General features: G+C 61.7%; 15 protein-coding genes. 5 read left to right on the top strand and 10 right to left on the bottom strand.

Annotated features, from left to right (window positions below; translation table 11 throughout):
- Positions 1–9 precede the first annotated feature (9 nt).
- On the top strand, positions 10–645 hold the full coding sequence (locus C1X29_RS07940) for a TetR/AcrR family transcriptional regulator (RefSeq protein WP_102686543.1): 636 nt from the start codon (positions 10–12) through the stop codon (positions 643–645).
- Between the two features lie 45 nt (positions 646–690).
- Here C1X29_RS07940 and C1X29_RS07935 read toward each other — a convergent pair whose 3' ends face one another.
- On the bottom strand, positions 691–1,470 hold the full coding sequence (locus C1X29_RS07935; RefSeq protein WP_172829516.1) for a class I SAM-dependent methyltransferase: 780 nt from the start codon (positions 1,468–1,470) through the stop codon (positions 691–693).
- A gap of 96 nt (positions 1,471–1,566) precedes the next feature.
- Between C1X29_RS07935 and C1X29_RS07930 the strand changes: the two genes are divergently transcribed.
- A complete protein-coding gene (locus C1X29_RS07930) occupies positions 1,567–2,181 on the top strand; it encodes an energy transducer TonB (RefSeq protein WP_102717186.1) in 615 nt (204 codons plus the stop codon).
- A 4-nt stretch (positions 2,182–2,185) separates the two neighbouring features.
- Here the strand turns inward: C1X29_RS07930 and C1X29_RS07925 are convergent, their stop codons facing one another.
- The 7 genes from C1X29_RS07925 to ppc form a co-directional block, all read right to left on the bottom strand.
- Complete coding sequence (locus C1X29_RS07925) at positions 2,186–2,878, bottom strand: extensin family protein (RefSeq protein WP_102717185.1); 693 nt, start codon at positions 2,876–2,878, stop codon at positions 2,186–2,188.
- A gap of 2 nt (positions 2,879–2,880) precedes the next feature.
- Complete coding sequence (locus C1X29_RS07920) at positions 2,881–3,702, bottom strand: oxaloacetate decarboxylase (RefSeq protein WP_102717184.1); 822 nt, start codon at positions 3,700–3,702, stop codon at positions 2,881–2,883.
- A 32-nt stretch (positions 3,703–3,734) separates the two neighbouring features.
- Positions 3,735–4,595, bottom strand: coding sequence for a DUF72 domain-containing protein (locus tag C1X29_RS07915; protein ID WP_102717183.1), 861 nt, complete (start codon positions 4,593–4,595; stop codon positions 3,735–3,737).
- Complete coding sequence (locus tag C1X29_RS07910; protein ID WP_007954720.1) at positions 4,595–4,903, bottom strand: hypothetical protein; 309 nt, start codon at positions 4,901–4,903, stop codon at positions 4,595–4,597. Before C1X29_RS07910 ends, C1X29_RS07915 begins: the two co-directional genes overlap by 1 nt.
- 172 nt (positions 4,904–5,075) lie before the next feature.
- On the bottom strand, positions 5,076–5,750 hold the full coding sequence (gene tsaB / locus C1X29_RS07905) for a tRNA (adenosine(37)-N6)-threonylcarbamoyltransferase complex dimerization subunit type 1 TsaB (RefSeq protein ID WP_085748087.1): 675 nt from the start codon (positions 5,748–5,750) through the stop codon (positions 5,076–5,078).
- Positions 5,751–5,843: 93 nt separating this feature from the next.
- Positions 5,844–6,494 (bottom strand): adenylate kinase, encoded by a 651-nt coding sequence (gene adk / locus C1X29_RS07900; RefSeq protein ID WP_085748086.1) that lies wholly within the window; start codon positions 6,492–6,494, stop codon positions 5,844–5,846.
- 288 nt (positions 6,495–6,782) lie between these two features.
- Positions 6,783–9,413 (bottom strand): phosphoenolpyruvate carboxylase, encoded by a 2,631-nt coding sequence (gene ppc / locus C1X29_RS07895; RefSeq protein WP_102717242.1) that lies wholly within the window; start codon positions 9,411–9,413, stop codon positions 6,783–6,785.
- 214 nt (positions 9,414–9,627) lie between these two features.
- Here ppc and C1X29_RS07890 point away from each other — a divergent pair, with 214 nt between their 5' ends.
- The 3 genes from C1X29_RS07890 (at position 9,628) to C1X29_RS07880 (ending at position 11,592) form a co-directional block, all read left to right on the top strand.
- Positions 9,628–9,972, top strand: coding sequence for a hypothetical protein (locus C1X29_RS07890; protein ID WP_011332654.1), 345 nt, complete (start codon positions 9,628–9,630; stop codon positions 9,970–9,972).
- A 365-nt stretch (positions 9,973–10,337) separates the two neighbouring features.
- Positions 10,338–10,742, top strand: coding sequence for a DUF4398 domain-containing protein (locus C1X29_RS07885; RefSeq protein WP_085697302.1), 405 nt, complete (start codon positions 10,338–10,340; stop codon positions 10,740–10,742).
- A gap of 55 nt (positions 10,743–10,797) precedes the next feature.
- Positions 10,798–11,592 (top strand): OmpA family protein, encoded by a 795-nt coding sequence (locus C1X29_RS07880; RefSeq protein ID WP_102717182.1) that lies wholly within the window; start codon positions 10,798–10,800, stop codon positions 11,590–11,592.
- A gap of 68 nt (positions 11,593–11,660) precedes the next feature.
- On the opposite strand, the gene C1X29_RS07875 is transcribed toward C1X29_RS07880, so the two are convergent.
- Together C1X29_RS07875 and C1X29_RS07870 are read right to left on the bottom strand one after the other, a co-directional pair.
- A complete protein-coding gene (locus C1X29_RS07875) occupies positions 11,661–11,990 on the bottom strand; it encodes a hypothetical protein (protein ID WP_085748084.1) in 330 nt (109 codons plus the stop codon).
- Entirely contained in the window at positions 11,987–12,901 is a 915-nt protein-coding gene (locus C1X29_RS07870; RefSeq protein ID WP_102717181.1) for an alpha/beta hydrolase, read from the bottom strand. The genes C1X29_RS07875 and C1X29_RS07870 overlap by 4 nt, the downstream gene beginning before the upstream one ends.
- Between the last annotated feature and the right edge of the window lie 33 nt (positions 12,902–12,934).

Below are 12,934 nucleotides of genomic sequence, written 5' to 3'. Positions count from 1 at the left end.
AAGCGAAGAATGTCGAACAATCTTTCAGCTCCAAACGGCCCCGGCCGCCCGAAGGATCCGGCCAAGCGCCAGGCGATTCTCGAGGCGGCGAAAATCCTGTTTCTGAGTCATGGCTATGCCAACACCAGCATGGACGCGGTGGCCGCCGAGGCTGGCGTGTCGAAGCTGACGGTCTACAGCCATTTCAACGACAAGGAGACGCTGTTCTCCGCCGCCGTGGTGGCCAAATGCGAGGAGCAATTGCCGCCACTGTTTTTCGAATTGCCGGACGGCATCGCGGTGGAAAATGTGTTGCTGAACATTGCGCGAGGCTTTCACCACCTGATCAACAGCGATGAATCGGTGAACCTGCATCGTCTGATCATGGCCTTGGGCAGTCAGGATCCCAACCTGTCACTGATCTTCTTCGAGGCCGGCCCTCAGCGCATGGTGCAGGGCATGGAACGTTTGCTGCGGCGGATTCACGAAACCGGCGTGCTGAGCATCGACAACCCGCACAACGCCGCCGAGCACTTCTTTTGCCTGATCAAGGGCGCCGGGAATTTCCGTCTGTTGTACGGCTGCGGTGAGCCACTGACCGGCGAGGCGGCAGAAAGTCATGTGCAGGAAGTGGTCGGGCTGTTCATGCGGGCCTATCGACCCTGAAAACAAAAATCCCACGCCATGCGTGGGATTTTCTTATGCGACAGCTCAGGCCTTGAGCGCTTTCTTCGGGTAGATGTCGTAACGGCTGGATTTGCCATCCAGCGCATGGCTCGGCTTCGGCCCTTCGATGCAAGGTGCCTTGCGCGGGCGCTTGACCACCACACGGTGTGTGGCCAGCGCCAACGCCGCTTCCAGCAAGGCCGGTGCATCCGGATCATCGCCTACCAGCGGGCGGAACAGGCGCATTTCCTTCTTCACCAGCGCGGTTTTCTCACGGTGCGGGAACATCGGGTCGAGGTAGATCACCTGCGGCGGCTCGCCCTCCCAATTGCGCATCACGTCGATGGAGTTGCCCTTGAGCAGCTTCATCCGCGCCACGATCGGCGCCACCTCGAAGTCTTCCGCCGCACGGGCCAGACCATCCTCCAGCAAGGCGCCGATCAATGGCTGGCGCTCGATCAGGCTCATCTCGCAACCGAGACTGGCCAGCACGAACGCATCCTTGCCCAACCCTGCCGTGGCATCCAGTACCCGAGGGCGCACGCCCTGGGCGATGCCTACCGCCTTGGCGATCATCTGTCCGCTGCCACCGCCGTACAACCGGCGATGGGCCGCGCCACCCTCGACGAAGTCGACCCGTACCGGGCCCGGCGCATCCGGTCCCAGTTGTTGCAGCTGCAAACCCTGCTCGCCGACCTGCAGGGCAAACTCGCCGTCAGCCACCTGCAACGGCAGGTTCAGGCGCTGCGCCCACTGCTCGGCCTGCGCTTCGAACGTCGGGCCGAGGGCCTCGACATGGATGCGGCAGGCCGCGGGTTGCTCAATCATGGAAAACACGCTCAAAAAAGTTAAGGATCGGCAAAATCCGCCGATAACCCAATCAACGCGCATTTTGCCAGAGCTGAGCGTCAACCGAAAAAAATGTCAGGCATTCTTCCCACATCGATTGGCTACCTTTCGCCCACAGGCGACTTCAGCCGTCATAACACTCAAGCATTGGGCGGCGTCAGCCACCTGTGGCAGGATTTCTTTGCCCAGGCACTGGCCGAGCAATCGAGTGATGTGGTGCCGGCCTGCGGCACTTTCCCGCCGGTTGATCTGCAAAGCCCTGAAGAACCGACCGTCGGCAGCGAACTGCACGCGCACATCGTCAGCCAGCGTGAATGCGATGTGGTTGAAACCGAGGTGCGTCCGCCGGAGCCGCTGTTCCTGCCGATCGCCGAAATCGACATGACACTGGCCGAGCCGTACCCTCCGTTCCCGCCAGAAGAAATCAAGACTCAGCAAAAGCAGCAGGATTTCGACAGCAGCTGGGTTCGTCCGGTCGTGATCAACAACGGTCAGCCGATTCCGGAGCCGGGCCCTGCCCCGCAGAAAAAACCGCTGTACCTGCCGATTGCCGAATTCGATCTGGATCTGCTGCAGCCGTACCCGCCGTTCCCGCCGGAAGAAATCGTCGAGCAGCAGAAAGCCCTGGACTTCGATAACGGCTGGGTGCGCCCGATCGTTCAGCAGAACCTGCGCATCGCCGCCTGATCCCTCAGCGACACACGCTCCAGCGCCCGACATCGACATGAAAGTGATTGCGATGGGCTGTGTTGTAGTCCGGACTCAACACCACACTGAACGCATCGCAGGCACCATCGCGCACCTGACGTAGAAACTGCGCGTCCTGATTTTGCTTCGGCCAGTCCTTGAGTACGCTGATCGCACGACCATCCGCAAGACGGAAGCCAGCGATGTCCAGCGCATCGGCGCTGGCATGGCGACTCAGGGCGCCGTTCTCACGGTTGTAGACGTTGCGGCAGGCGAAACTGCCGAGGTGATCGACCCGAGCCACCGATTGACCGTAGACCTGCTGCGCCGCCGGTTGCAGCGTATGGCGCTCGAACATCGCAAACGCCACGGCCAACGGGCAACTGGCGAGAAAGCTGCTGCTGAGCCCCACCCCGCCGCCCTGCACGCGCAAGGCGCCGATCAGCGGGCATTTGGCATCGGAGCTGTCGGCCTGTGGCGAAACCCGCAGGCCGGAGCTACCCAATGCCTGCTCGCACAAAGCCGGATCGCTGCGCAGGCGCATCAACTTGTAGCCCGTGAGCCAGTTGGGCGTCGCCTGCACGTCCAGCGGCGCCCACGGATTCCACTGCGGCGGCACATCGAGCCAACCGCGCCAGACGCCGATCAGCCCGCCACCGATGATCAGCAGGCCTGCCAACACCAGCCAGCGCCCCATGCTCATCCCTTGAAGAATTGATTGGCCTTGGCGTACGGCATCGAACGGGACGTGAAAGTGAAGGTGCCGGACTGCTGGATTTCTTCAGCCGCGCGGAAAAACTCGCCGAACGCCGCCAGGGCCAGCGCCGAACCGGTGCTGATGCGCTTCACGCCCATTTCTTCCAGCTGCTGCACGGTCAGTTTCAAGCCGCCGGACATCAACACATTGACCGGTTTCGGCGCCACCGCGCGCACAACCGCCAGAATTTCTTCGGCGGTGTGCAGGCCCGGCGCGTACAGCACGTCGGCGCCGGCTTCGGCAAAGGCCTGCAAGCGGCGGATGGTGTCGTTGAGATCGGGATTGCCGTGCAGATAGTTTTCCGCACGGGCCGTCAGCATGAAGGGAAACGGCAAGGTGCGCACCGCAGAGACCGCGGCTTCGATCCGCGCCACCGCGTGTTCGAAGCAGTAGATCGGCGTGTCTTCCCGGCCGGTGGCATCTTCGATCGAACCACCCACGGCGCCTGCCTCGGCTGCGCGGATCAGACTTTGCGCCGATTCGGCCGGGGCGTCGGCAAAACCGTTTTCCAGATCCACCGCCACCGGCAGATCGGTGGCCGCGACAATCGCCCGGACATTGGCCAGCGTATCGTCGAGACTCAGGCCGCCATCGGCTCTGCCCTGAGAAAATGCATAACCGGCGCTGGTGGTCGCCAGCGCCTGATAGCCGAGACTGGCGAGCATCTTCGCGGAACCGGCATCCCACGGATTGGGAATCACGAATATCCCGGGGCGCTCGTGCAGGGCTTTGAAGGTTTCGGCTTTACGGGCTTGGGCATCCATCGGCAGGCTCCTGGGCAGGAAAGAAATCCGCCTCAGAGCAGGCCAAGTTGCTCGGCGGCGGGTTCTCTGTATAGCTCAGGCAAAGGTCGCAGGCCAGGCAAACGTTGCATCAGTTGTGCGTGAAAACGTTGCGCCAGCTTCGCCGCGAGGAGGTTGTCGGCGGTGTGCAGGAAGATGTACGGCGTGCGCCCCTCTTCGATCCACTCGGCGATCTTCGCCACCCACGGCACCAGAAACGGATCGTTGGCCTCAAGCTCCGGATGGCCAATGAAGCGCACCTGCGGGAATTGAGTGAATGCTGCCGGACGCGTCGGTACGCGGGGCTTTTTCGATTGGGCGTGGATCACCGACGACTCGGTCGACAGGCAACTGAACAACGCGCGGGGATCGAGACAGATGCGCTCCACGCCGCGATCCAGCAGCAGCCGATTGAGCAGTCGCTCACTCTCGCCCTTGGCGAAGAATTGTTCGTGGCGCACTTCCACCGCCAGCGGACAATCCAGCGCATCGATGAACGCGGCGAGCTCCGGCAAGCGATGCGGCGTGAAGCTTTTCGACAGTTGCAGCCACATTGGCGAGACGCGCTCACCGAGCGGCTTGAGTAACTGGAGGAAGGTTTCAGCGGCGGTCAGTTGATCGCGCAAGTCGCCGCTGTGGCTGATATCACCGGGAAACTTGGCGGTGAAACGAAAGTGCTCCGGCATCACCTCGGACCAGCGCTGCACGGTGACGGGCGACGGGCTGGCGTAGAAGGTCGTGTTGCCTTCAACAGCGTTGAATACTTGCGAATAGAGTCCGAGGAAATCGGAGGTCTTGGCGTCTACCGGATACAGATACTCGCGCCAGGCGTTTTCGCTCCAGGACGGGCAACCGAGGTAGTAAGGCAGTTCCATCAGATGTACAGATCGAGGCCCAGCACGTCTGCATCCCAATCGACAAAACCGGCGGTGCTCAGGTAGCTGGCCAGGGCCATGGCCACGCTTTTCTTCATCGCGCGGTGATAAATCATGTCTTGTTGACGGGCGGGCAGATTGCTCAGGCGTTGGGCGGTGGCTTTGGCGGCACGGGCAGCCAGTTGCTCTTCGGTCGGGAATTCCAGCTCGCCGTCGATATCGTCGACGGACTCATCCAGCGCCGGATTGCCTTTGCGAGGCTTGCGCTTGATGGGGTAGGAATGAGTGGAAACGCCGTCTATACGCATAAAGTCATGCTCGGTATCAATGATGGCAATTTAGCGGCACCTGACCGACTTAGCAAATCGCCGAGTGATAACTAGAACACATAAAAGACAAAAGGTTTAAAGCGCGGGGTTAGAAACGGACGATTGGCAGGAACGGCAGAACCCTGTGGCGAATGCCACAGGGTAAATGGCCTCAGCGGGCTTTCGGGGTGGCCACTTTGTCGCGCAGGTAAACCGGCTGGGCGTCATCTGCCGGAATCGCTTCGCCACGCTCCCAGGCAAATCGCGCGAGGGTCAGCAGGTCTTCGGCATGGGGCAGCATGCCCGCATCGGAACCGCTCAGATTCACCGCGATACGCTCGCCATAACCCCAGCCTGTGCCGGCACCGAACCAGTCACCCGAAGCATCGTCCGGCAATGCGGCGACTTCCGGCGGCAGCACCGCCTCGGTGCCGACCAGACGCATCTCCCCGGCCGTCTCGCGATAGCAGCCCCAATACACCTCATCCATCCGCGCATCGATGGCGGCCGCGACCTGGCTCACGCCGTGCTCGCGGTAAGCCCGTTGCGCCAGCACCGCCAGGTTCGACACCGGCAATACCGGGCGATCCAGTGCAAACGCCAGGCCTTGCACTACGCCGATGGCAATCCGCACGCCGGTGAATGCGCCCGGGCCACGACCGAAGGCGATGGCGTCCACCGCTTGCAGGGTGGTGCCGGCGTCGGCGAGCAGTTGCTGGATCATCGGCAGCAGTTTCTGCGCATGCAGGCGCGGGATCACCTCGTAATGGCTCGTGACCTTGCCGTCATGCAGCAAGGCAACGGAGCAAGCTTCAGTCGCGGTGTCCAGGGCCAGCAAGGTGCTCATCGATGTGTCCGTAAATCAGGTGGGGAAAAGTGCGCCAGTATAAACAACTACGGCCCGCAAGCGGGCCGTGGATGATGCAGCGGATCAGGTTTTTCAGCTCAGCGCTTCAAGCACCTTGGCGGTGATCGCTTCAACCGAACCGACGCCAGGGATATGGCTGTACTTCGGCTTGCCACCGTTCTTGGCGGACAGGTTCTGGTAGAACTCCACCAGCGGCTTGGTCTGCGAGTGGTAGACCGACAGGCGATGACGCACGGTTTCTTCGGTGTCGTCCTTGCGCTGTACCAGCTCTTCGCCGGTGATGTCGTCTTTACCGGCAATTTTCGGCGGGTTGTAGACGATGTGGTAAACGCGGCCGCTGGCCTCGTGAACGCGACGACCGGCGATACGCTGAACGATTTCTTCGTCTTCAACGGCGATTTCGACCACGGCGTCCAGCTCGACACCGGCAGTCACCAGCGCTTCAGCCTGAGGAATGGTGCGCGGGAAGCCATCGAACAGGAAACCGTTGGCGCAGTCAGCCTGAGCTATACGGTCCTTGACCAGCGCGATGATCAGGTCATCCGACACCAGGCCGCCGGCATCCATGATGCTCTTGGCCTTGATGCCCAGCTCGGTGCCGGCCTTGACCGCAGCACGCAGCATGTCGCCGGTGGAGATTTGCGGAATGCCGAATTTCTCGGTGATGAACTTAGCCTGAGTACCTTTACCGGCCCCGGGAGCTCCCAGCAGAATGACGCGCATCGATGTGCTCCTCAATTTTTTATATAAAAAACAACGGATTCGCCTCGTGGGGCCAATCTCATAAAACGGGTCGTGGCCGCCCAAACGGCCAAAGGCTGATCAAGATACACAGCAGGCTGCGCCCACACAAGACGCCAAAAGTCGGAGAAACCGGCGCCCGCCGCGACCTTGCGACGCGGTTCCCCAAGTCGCAACCCCATCATTAACTGTCGCCTGACCGCATTTTTCCTACAGTCAATAAACGGCACCCGAGGTTCGCCCCGGGTGCCCCGCCCCACGCAGAAAACCTTAGCCGGTATTTCGCAAACCGGCGGCAATCCCCGCCACAGACACCAGCAACGCCTGTTCCACCGGGCTGCCCTGCTCGACATTCTGCTGCCGCGAACGCGCCAGCAACTCGGCCTGCAATAGATGCAGCGGGTCGAGGTAGGTGTTGCGCAGACGGATGAATTCCAGGGTGTCCGGGCTATGTGCCAGTAGCTGCGACTGACCGGTCAGGCCGAGGACGACGGAACACGCCTGCGACAATAGGTCGCGTAAGTGCACACCCAAAGGCAGCAAGTCCGACTCCACCAGACGCTCGTCGTAGGACTGCGCAATGTCGGCGTCGGCCTTGGCCAGCACCATCTCCAGCATGTCGATGCGAGTGCGGAAGAACGGCCACTGCTCGCGCATCTGCCCGAGCAATTCGCCTTCGCCGCGCTCCAGCGCCTTGCTCAATGCGGTTTCCCAGCCGAGCCAGGCCGGCAGCATCAGGCGGGTCTGGGTCCAGCCGAAGATCCACGGAATCGCCCGCAGACTTTCGATCCCGCCGGCGCGGCGCTTGGCCGGACGGCTGCCCAATGGCAAGCGCCCCAACTCCTGCTCCGGGGTCGACTGGCGGAAATACTCGACGAACTGTGGATTCTCCCGCACCACTGCGCGGTAGGCGGCGACACCGTCAGCGGCCAGTTCGTCCATCAAATGCCGCCATTCAGGCGTCGGTGGTGGCGGTGGCAACAGGGTCGCTTCGAGCACCGCCGCCAGATAGAGATTGAGGTTTTGCTCGGCGATGTCCGGCAGGCCGAATTTGAATCTAATCATTTCCCCCTGCTCGGTGGTGCGGAAACGTCCGGCCACCGAACCCGGCGGCTGCGACAGAATCGCCGCGTGCGCCGGGCCGCCGCCACGTCCCACGGTACCACCGCGACCGTGAAACAGCAGCAGTTCGACTTGCTGCTCACGGCAGATTTCCACCAGCCGTTCCTGCGCCCGGTATTGCGCCCACGCTGCCGCAGTCGTGCCGGCGTCCTTGGCCGAGTCGGAATAGCCGATCATCACTTCCTGCGGGCCTTGCAGCCGCGCGCGGTAACCCGGCAGCAGCAACAGACGTTCGATCACAGGGCCGGCGTTGTCGAGGTCGGCGAGGGTTTCGAACAGCGGCACCACGCGCATCGGCCGCAGTACGCCGGACTCCTTGAGCAGCAGTTGCACCGCCAGCACATCGGAAGCGGCGCCGGCCATGGAGATCACGTAGGAGCCCAGCGAAGCCCCCGGCGCGGCGGCGATTTCCTTGCAGGTGGCGAGCACTTCGGCGGTATCGGCCGAGGGTTTGAAATGCGCCGGCAGCAACGGCCGACGGTTTTGCAGTTCGCGAGTCAGGAAGCTGATGCGCTGTTCTTCGTCCCACTCCTCGTATTTGCCGAGGCCGAGGTAATCGGTGATTTCGGTCATGGCCGCGCTGTGGCGGGACGAATCCTGACGCACATCGAGGCGCACCAGGAACAGGCCGAAAGTCACGGCCCGACGCAGGCAATCGAGCAACGGCCCGTCGGCGATCACGCCCATGCCGCATTCATGCAGCGAGTTGAAACACAGCTCCAGCGGATCGAGCAGGTCGCGGTTATTGTGCAGCACATCGGCAGACGCCGGCGTGGTCGCCGTCAAAGATGCATGAGCCCAGTTGCGCGTGGCGCGCAGCCGCTCACGCAATTGCTTGAGCACCGCCCGATACGGCTCGGCACTGTCGCCGGCTCGGGCCTTGAGCGCTTCGCTGGCCTGCTGCATCGACAGTTCGGCAGCCAGATGATCGACGTCGCGCAGGTACAGATCAGCCGCCATCCAGCGCGCCAGCAACAACACTTCGCGGGTCACGGCAGCGGTCACGTTCGGGTTACCGTCACGGTCGCCGCCCATCCACGAAGCGAAGCGGATCGGCGCGGCTTCCAGTGGCAAACGCAAACCGGTGGCCGCAAACAGCGCCTGGTCGGCCTTGCGCATATGGTGGGGAATCGCCTGCCACAGCGAATGTTCGATCACCGCAAAGCCCCACTTGGCTTCGTCCACCGGAGTCGGGCGGGTGCGGCGGATTTCTTCGGTGTGCCATGCCTCGGCGATCAGGCGTTGCAGGGTGTTGTGGATCTGCTCGCGTTCGGCGGTGGTCAGGTCACGGTGATCCTGAGCCGCCAGTTGCGCGGCAATCGCGTCGTACTTCTGGATCAGCGTGCGGCGGGCCACTTCGGTCGGGTGCGCGGTGAGCACCAGTTCGATTTCCAGCCGCGCCAGTTGCCGGGCCAGTGATTCGGCGCTGTGCCCTTCGTTGCGCAGGCGGGCGAGCAGTTCCGGCAACACGCGGGATTCGAACGGCGCGGCCTGGGTCTCTTCGCGGCGATGGATAAGCTGGTACTGCTCGGCGATGTTCGCCAGGTTGAGAAACTGGTTGAAGGCCCGCGCCACCGGCAGCAGTTCGTCTTCGCTCAATTGATTGAGGCTGGCGCTGAGTTCGGCGTCCATCGAGCCGCGCCGGTCGGCCTTGGCGCCCTTGCGAATCTGCTCGATCTTGTCGAGAAACGCCTCGCCGTACTGGTCACGAATGGTGTTGCCCAGCAGCTCACCGAGCAGGTGAACGTCTTCGCGCAAGCGTGCATCAATATCGGTCATCAGCATCTCTCCAGCAGTAATCGGTGACGGATCGCAAGTGAGTGGATGAACAGAGAGTGCCGCTCTGGAACGCTTCTTACAAGCAGACGACGAAGGGACTTTAAACCTTGAGCGTTGAAGCTAGTCTCAACAGTAAGCCGCACAACGGCTTGCCGCCGGCTGACGCCGGACACTCACCAAGACCTGCCATGAGCAGGTGCGACATGAGGTTTTTATGAAAATCCGTGAACTCGCCCAGCATTGGGAAGAAACCGCCAAGGGTCGCCTGACCGATACCGGCTACACGATTCATCTGGATGTGGAAGCTGCCGCACGGCTGGCGGCAATCGCCGAGATGTACCCCAAACGCCACGCCGAAGAACTGCTCGGCGAGCTGATCGGCGCCGCCCTCGAAGAGTTCGAAGCGAGCCTGCCGTATGTGAAAGGTTCGACCGTGGTCGCCACCGACGAGGAAGGCGATCCGCTGTATGAAGATGTTGGCCCGACCCCGCGTTTTCTCGCGCTGTCGCGGCGTCATCTGCACGACTTGTCGGCGGCTGCCGGCAAGCAAAAACACTGATCCCTGACCCTTCAAAACGGTGGGAATGGTTTGCCCTTGATGGCGTCAGTTCAGCCGCAAACGGGTTGAATTGGATGGCCTCATCGCTGGCAAGCCAGCTCCCACAGGGACTGTATTTTCCCTCCGCTTTTACGCCATTTTTCGCCCGCGCGTACCATTCTCCCCCGCCAAAGTTCCCGGTTTAGAGCCTTGTCTGTTTGGTCAGAATATTTTTTGGCGATGAGCCATCTTTTCTGAACTTTTGAAAAATGCCTTCGGTCGGAACAGGTAACCACGCCTGGAACGAGCGTTTCAAAACGCACTTGCACATGAAGGTTGCGGCTCCGCTACCAGGATGGATTTCGAAGCTTTCAAGGAGTTAACCAATGGAGTTGAAGACCATGAAGACCCAAACCTCGTTTTCCCACCTGCGCGGTCTGAAACTGGCCGCTCTCGCCATCGGCACCAGCTTCGTGCTGGCCGGTTGCGCCGGCAATCCACCGACCGAGCAGTACGCCGTGACTCAATCGGCGGTCAACAGCGCGGTCAGCGCCGGCGGTACCGAGTTCGCCGCCGTGGAGATGAAGCAAGCTCAGGACAAGCTGAAGCAAGCCGAAATCGCCATGCACGACAAGAAATATGATGAGGCCCGCACCCTCGCCGAACAGGCCGAGTGGGACGCCCGCGTCGCTGAACGCAAGGCTCAGGCGATGAAAGCCGAACAAGCTGTGAAGGATTCCCAGAAAGGTGTTCAGGAACTGCGTCAGGAAAGTCAGCGCACCGTGCAGTAAGCGCGCATCCCGACCGCAAGGCTGAAACTCTTATCGATAGAAAGGACGAACGATTATGCGTAAACAACTGATGATCCCCGCTCTCCTGGCCGCAAGCGTTGCCCTGGCTGCCTGCTCGACGCCGCCGAACCCGAACCTGGAACAGGCGCGCACCAACTACGCCGGGCTGCAGGCCAACCCGCAGGCCAGCAAAGTCGCGGCGCTGGAAACCAAGGATGCCAGTGATTACCTGGACAAGGCCGACAAGGCTTATCTGGACAAGGAAGACCAGCACAAGGTCGACCAGCTGGCCTATCTGACCAACCAGCGCGTGGAAGTGGCCAAGCAGACCATCGCTCTGCGTACCGCTGAAGCCAATCTGAAGAACGCCGCCGCCCAACGTGCCCAGGCCCGTCTGGACGCTCGCGATCAGCAGATCAAGCAGCTGCAGGACAGCCTCAACGCCAAGCAGACCGATCGCGGTACTTTGGTGACCTTCGGTGACGTGCTGTTTGCCACCAACAAGGCCGACCTGAAATCCAGCGGTCTGGTGAACATCAACAAACTGGCGCAATTCCTTCAGGAAAACCCTGATCGCAAAGTGATCGTCGAGGGCTACACCGACAGCACCGGTACTGCGAGCTACAACCAGTCGCTGTCCGAGCGCCGCGCGACCTCGGTGCAGGTTGCACTGATCAAGATGGGCGTCGACCCATCGCGCATCGTCGCTCAAGGTTACGGCAAGGAATACCCGGTGGCGGACAACACCTCGGTCTCGGGCCGTGCGATGAACCGTCGCGTGGAAGTGACCATTTCCAACGACAACCAGCCAGTGATGCCGCGTTCGGCCGTGAGCTCGACCGCGCACTGATTCGCTGAGCGGTAAATGAAAAGCCCCGCCTGATTTGATCAGGCGGGGCTTTTTTGTCCGTCGCACATTTACTCTTCGAGCTTCTGCGGCGTCTCTTGGCCCATGCAGCGCACAGCCTTTTTCTGACTGTTGACCAGCACCCCGGTCAGGCCTTTCTGTTCGGTGTCGAACAGCACCAGCACGCCATCGATGCACTGCGCCACTTGCGGCGCCGGGGTCAGGGAAACTTTGTAGTCTTCGCCGGGAACGGTCTTGAGCATGGTGAATTCGTTGAGCAGCAACGCATCCTCGGGTTTGGCGAAGTGCAGGTAGCCGTAGTACCACAGGGCACCGACGGTGCCGAGGATGCTGCAGATGCCGGTGATGATCAGCGGGATGGCGTTACGTTCTTCACTCATTGCGGACTCTCTGGTGGTTCGTCTTCAGAATTCGGGGGTGTCGGATAATTCGGGATCTCGCCGAGGCGGCGCAGGCCGTTGAAGTGTTCGGGGTCGTCGAGGTAACGCAGCATCACCTGACGCCAGACCGGATCGCCGAAGGTCTGCACATGGCCGCCACGAGTCAGTTGCAGCACGCGCGGTGGCGGCGCAGCTTGATACAGACGGATGCCGTTGGAAAGGGGCACCAGCGGATCGTCGAGGCTGTGGAAGATCAGTTTCGGCACGCCGTTGAGCTGCGGCATCGCGTTGATCGCACTGTCGCCGTCCGGCACCAGCCACGACAGCGGCACCTGAAATGGCCACGTCAGCCATGAGGTGCTGAGGGCGTATTGGCCGACGCTACGGTAACTGGCGGGCACGCCGTCGAGCACCAGCGCCTTGAGCTGTTTTTGTCTTTCCGGATGTTGCACCAGCCAATGCACCGCCATCGCCCCACCGAGGCTCTGGCCCAGCAGCACCAGCGGTTTGCCCTTGACCTCAGGCACCTTGTCCAGCCAGGCGAAGGCGGCATCGATGTCCTGATAGATCGCCGGCAGGCTCGGTTCGCCCTCGGACAAGCCGTAACCGCGATAGTCCACCAGCAGCACTTGATAGCCGTTTTTCGGCAACCACCAGCTCCCGCCCAGGTGCATTGGCAGATTGCCGCCGTTGCCATGCAGGTGCAGCACTGTGCCCTTGACCTCAACACCCGGTTTGGCCGGCAGCCACCAGGCATTCAGCTTGAGGCCGTCGGCGGTGGTCAGGGTGACGGTGCGGTATTCGAGTTTGGCCTTTTCCGGGGTGAAGATCTGACCCGGTTCGGGGTAGAACAGCAAGGAGCTGCAACCGCCGAGGGTCAGGAGCAGGCAAAGGATGCCGAGGATTCTCATCCGGTGAAACCTCGCAGGGTTCGGATTCCCGCG

The sequence above is a fragment of the Pseudomonas sp. GW456-12-10-14-LB2 genome, assembly GCF_002884345.1.
GTDB classification, from domain to species: Bacteria; Pseudomonadota; Gammaproteobacteria; order Pseudomonadales; family Pseudomonadaceae; genus Aquipseudomonas; species Aquipseudomonas paraglycinae.
Note: the sequence above shows the minus strand (reverse complement) of the source record. Positions and strands in the feature narration are given on the sequence as shown.